The following is a 4,601-nucleotide window of genomic DNA, read 5'->3' on the forward strand; positions in this document are numbered from 1 at the left end:
CGCGACCGCACTTCGTAACAGCGCATAAACGTGTTCGATCGGGATCACCCCGAGATAGCGGAAGCTCGTCTCCAGACCCAGTTCACGCACCATGCGCATCACGGCATCAAAGGCCTCCGAGCCCCGCGCGTCGTGCTGGCTGCCGGAGACCGCGACCACCACTTCGCGGCCCTGCCCGGCCAGGATCTTCAAGGCGATTGCGACCAGCCCATGATTCTTGTGCGCATAGAATTGATTGGGCAGATAGAAATAGTTTGCCGGCAGGCCATAGGTCGCGATCACCTCACCCGGATCCCGCCCGAGCAGCGCGGCCGGCGGCCGCGTGGCGAAACGGACGACGACCGTTTTTCCCTTGGCATTGGGATAGAAGGTGAGGCAATCGCGCTCGGCGCTTGCGCTGCTCAGCAGGATGGTCCGCCCCGCAGCGAACTGGGCGCGGAAGCCGAGCTCCCGCCGCCAGCGCGCCGCCGTCGGAAAGAGCTGCGGCAATTGCCGATGCTGCAGGTCGGGGACCCAGGCGAGCGCCGGATAGGGCAGCCGCCAGCCGAAGAAGCGCGCCGATTCGAACACCGCGTCGATCCGGTGGCGGCGAAATTCCGCAACCGCGGCCCGGTCCTGCCCGAGCAGAAACGCGCCCGCGACACCGACGCGATCTTGGTCGAAGGCCGGCGCGCGCACCGTCTCGACACCGCCGATACGCCCGAGGTCGTCGAGATCAGCCGCATCGTCGCCGAGCCCGGCGAACACCACCGGCGTCACGGCGCCCGGACAATGATCGTTCAGCGCCGCGAACAGGTTGCGCAGATAATTGTAGCCCCCGGCCCATCTCCGGCGGGAGATGATCGTGAACGCCAGCCGAATCGGCGCGCCGTCGCTCACGCCGGCTGGCCCTTCAGCCAGGCAACGGCATCGGCCATCCCGTCGCTGAGCGAGGTCTCGAAGTTGAACGGCAGCGCCCGCAGCCGCGCGGCATCCGCGACCAGGCTGAACGGATCGCCTGATCGTCCTTGTCCCGAGAATCGAACGGCAATGTTACCGTCCCAGTTCCTCACGAGCATTGCGGTCACCTCGGCAACCGTCGTACCAGCCGAGCTGCCGCCATTCATCACGTAAAACACGTCGGGCTGCGGCCGATCGGCTATTGTCGCAAGCAGCCGGGCCGCGTCGCGCACATGGACCCAGTCGCGCAGCTCCGCGCCGGTGCCGCCGAGCGTCAGCGTCCGCTCGCCGCGCGCAAGGCGCAGGCCGATGTCCCACAACAGCTGCTTGCGCAAACCGCGTCCGTAGACCGAGAACAGCCGCACGACGGCGCTGCGCAGCCCGTAGCTCACCGCAAAGCTGCGGCAGAGCTCTTCCATCATCAGCTTGTGATGGCCATAGGGCGAAACGGGCAGCGTCTCTGCGTCTTCGGAAATCGGTCCATCATGATGCGCGCCATAGACCGCGGCGCTGGACGCCACGACCAGGCGGCAATCTGGCACCGAGCGGCGCAGCCATTCGAGCAGGCGCGCTGTGCCGACGACCGTGCGCGAAAAATCCTCGAGGGGTTGCGCGATCGACAGGCCGACCGACGAGCCACCCGCCAGATGAAAGATCGCCGTCGGCAAGCCCGAGAGCTTCGCCAGGATATCCAGATTGGCGGCCTCGATCTCGCCATTGACCCAATTGCGGAGGCCAAGACGGGCACACTCGGCGTCGTCGATCAGGCCGTGCCCGATGCCGTGCACCGCGCGGCCCTGATCCGCCAGCAGACGGATCAGGTTGCGCCCGATGAAACCGTTGCCACCTGTGACCCAGACGGTCATGCGCGCGCCTTGGTGCAGATGAAGGAATAAAGCCGCCCCGGCCTGTTATCAAAACGCTCGGCGCCTTTGAGCAACATGTCGAACAGCCACTGCGACCCGAACACGCCGCGCCAGAGTGGCGCGAGCGGAATTCTTCGCGACAATTTCTCGATGACCGCAAGACGCAGCGTCTCAGCGGTGTACGGAAACAGGTTGATCGGGCTCTCCAACGGAGACAGCACGTCGATGGCGGTAAAGCCGGCGGTGCGAAGCGCATCGACATAACGCGGCAATAGAAAAGCGTTCTCGCCGCCATAGAGCCGGTGCAGCGGGTGCTGCGCGAGAAAGCGGTCGAGATCGGTCGCCCTGGAAATGACGTGCTCGCGCAGGCCGAGGAAGATGCCCCCGGGCCGTAGCACCCGGAACATCTCGCGGCACGCCGCTTCCAGATCGCTGGTATGATGCAGCACGGCGCGGGCCAACACCACGTCGAACGCGCCGTCCGCAAACGGCAGCCGCTCGGAAAACTCCTCGACCACCTCGATCGGAAGCTGTTCCTCGCGCGCCAAAGCGCGGATCGCCGCGGCGCCCACGATCGGGCTCGGATCCGGTTCGAGCGCGGTCACCGCAAAACCCTGCCGCGCCAGCGCGTAGCTCGCGATACCGCGGCCCGCGCCGACATCGAGCGCCGTTCCGCTGCGTCCCTTGAGAAATCGCGCGACCTCCTGCCATTCGCTGCAGGCCGCATAGCGTTTCGCGGCTGATATGAGCGGGTCGTCGTAGAACGCGTCGAGCACGAGCTGGCGCTGGTCCGGCTGCTGACGCAGCCAGCCCACCGCATCTTCCCAGCTCATCGGTTCGGATCTAGCGCTCATCGGCGGACAATTCCCTGACCAGCACCGCGGGGTTGCCGGCCACGATCGAATAGGCCGGAACGTCCCGGGTCACAACAGCGCCGGCGGCAACGATGCCGCCCTCGCCCACGGTGACGCCGCGCAGGATCATGGCGCCGGCTCCGATCCAGGCATCGTTGCGAATCCTGACCGGATTCTCGTCGAGGACCAGGGTCTGCGGATGGCCATGCTCAAAAATCTGCTTCACTTGCGCGTGGCGTGCCGCCGCGTGAAGCGGGTGCGTGAGGCTGTCGAAAATGTTTACGGAATGCGACACCAGCACGCGGTCGCCGAGCTCGATCAAGGCCGCCGACCAGATACGGCTGGCCTCGCCGATATAGCACCATTCCCCGATCCTGATCTCGCCGCCATGGGCGAAGGTCGAGAGGTCGCCGAGAACCTGGCTGTTGGGACCGATCACGATCTTGCCGCTGTCGCCGCGGGCGTTGCGGATCCGCGCTCTGGGGTGCAGGGTCGCGCCTGAATGGAGCTCACAGGTCGCCCGGCCTGCCAGGCGCTGCAGGACCAGATCGACATTGATCCGTCGAATTTTCGAGATCAGCCGCATTCTACCGTTTTGAGCCAAGAGGACTTGAGAGAGGACCGTGCGCTCGCTCTAGCACGCCTAAAGCTGCGCGACGAGGTCGACGAAGCACTGCCACTGGCGGGACTTGCTGTAGAGCGAGGACAGCTGCGCCCGGCCCTCAAGCGCCAGTTCGGCCGAGCGCGGCCAGCGATCGAGGGCGCCTGCGATCACGTCGGCCCCGTTATCCGCTGACTCGTAGGCCAGCATCGTCTCATCCGCCTTCATCCCTGCCGGATAGCTTCCGGCATCGGACACGAGCAGAGCACCGCATCCCATCGCCTCGAAGCAGCGCATGTTGCCCCGATCGCGGCCTGCCATGTCGATCGCGCCGTTGAGCACGATCTTCGATTGTCCGAGCAGGCCATAGAGTTCGCGGCCGAACACCGGCGGCTGGGCGATCTGTGCAATCGCCGCGGGCCGGCGATGCTTGCGGAGCGGCAGCAGGCGGCCGAGCGGACTCTCGGCGAGCCGCGTCAGCCGCGATGTGTCCAGGCAGTAGACCACGCGAAATCGTGTCGCGAGCTGTGCGACCCGTTCGAGCACGCGCGCCCGGGTCGAATGGTGCTTGGAATATCCGCCTACGAAAAGCACGTCGATGGTGCGGTCACCCCGCTCGTATTCGGCCATCACAGGGTCGATTGCGGGGAAGAACAGCTCGGCACGACAGCCCTGGCCCCGCCACGCATCCAGGATCGAGGGAAAATTGCCAAGGATCGCGTCATAGGCTGTCAGGTCCGCGCGCCCCGATGGCGCCGCGCGCCAGCAGACCGACTTGCGGACGCAGCCGGGCAGCTTGCGGACGAACGTGCTGCCGAAGCGAATGGGATCGAGGTTATAGAAGACCTCGGTCCCGTGGTGCTCGATCTGGGCGAGCAGGATGTCTTCGAGCGAAATAGCCGCCTTGAGACCGTTCTCGCGCGCCCAGTGCCGCTGCAGGACCTCATCATCGGCGTTGGTAAAGAAGGCCTGCGCATCACCCTCCAGCACCGGCGCGAGGAAATGCAGCGCGCCGAACCGGTCGTCGAGAAAGGCGCGGCGCCGCGCCTCGAACCCCGAAGCCCCGCGCGCCAGCCCATTCAGGCGCGGCACATACGACGGGTAGAGCCCGCCATTCTGAAAAACACGCATGGTGCGCGCTGCTGCCATCGTGCTTCAAGCGACCGGAAGAGTTCGGATCACGCGCGCGGGGTTGCCGGCCACCACCGCAAACGGCGGAACGTCGCGCGTGACTACGGAGCACGCCCCGACCACTGCCCCCTCGCCGATCGTCACGCCCTTCAAAATGCTGGCGTTGAAGCCGATCCACACCTTGTCCGCGATGACGACCGGCGCATGCGG

The 4,601-nt window shown here is 66.0% G+C and carries 6 protein-coding genes; all 6 read right to left on the bottom strand.

The annotated features are described in order from the left end of the window. Nucleotides 1-879 (bottom strand): glycosyl transferase (locus JOZ76_RS36345; protein WP_291706194.1); only part of this gene is annotated, 879 nt, incomplete at its 3' end. Beyond that, on the bottom strand, nucleotides 876-1,805 hold the full coding sequence (locus JOZ76_RS36350) for an NAD-dependent epimerase/dehydratase family protein (RefSeq protein WP_291706195.1): 930 nt from the start codon (nucleotides 1,803-1,805) through the stop codon (nucleotides 876-878). The genes JOZ76_RS36350 and JOZ76_RS36345, both read right to left, overlap by 4 nt. Then, nucleotides 1,802-2,638: a class I SAM-dependent methyltransferase gene (locus tag JOZ76_RS36355; protein WP_291706196.1), complete on the bottom strand. Its 837-nt coding sequence runs from the start codon at nucleotides 2,636-2,638 to the stop codon at nucleotides 1,802-1,804. Before JOZ76_RS36355 ends, JOZ76_RS36350 begins: the two co-directional genes overlap by 4 nt. Nucleotides 2,639-2,648: 10 nt before the next feature. Next, entirely contained in the window at nucleotides 2,649-3,245 is a 597-nt protein-coding gene (locus JOZ76_RS36360; protein ID WP_291706197.1) for an acyltransferase, read from the bottom strand. Between the two features lie 57 nt (nucleotides 3,246-3,302). Beyond that, nucleotides 3,303-4,391, bottom strand: a complete 1,089-nt coding sequence (locus JOZ76_RS36365; RefSeq protein ID WP_291706198.1) for a glycosyltransferase family protein — start codon at nucleotides 4,389-4,391, stop codon at nucleotides 3,303-3,305. Between the two features lie 24 nt (nucleotides 4,392-4,415). After that, on the bottom strand, nucleotides 4,416-4,601 hold a 186-nt coding region (locus tag JOZ76_RS36370), incomplete at its 5' end, for a DapH/DapD/GlmU-related protein (RefSeq protein ID WP_291706199.1).

This window comes from Bradyrhizobium sp. (genome assembly GCF_019244115.1).
Lineage (GTDB): Bacteria > Pseudomonadota > Alphaproteobacteria > Rhizobiales > Xanthobacteraceae > Bradyrhizobium.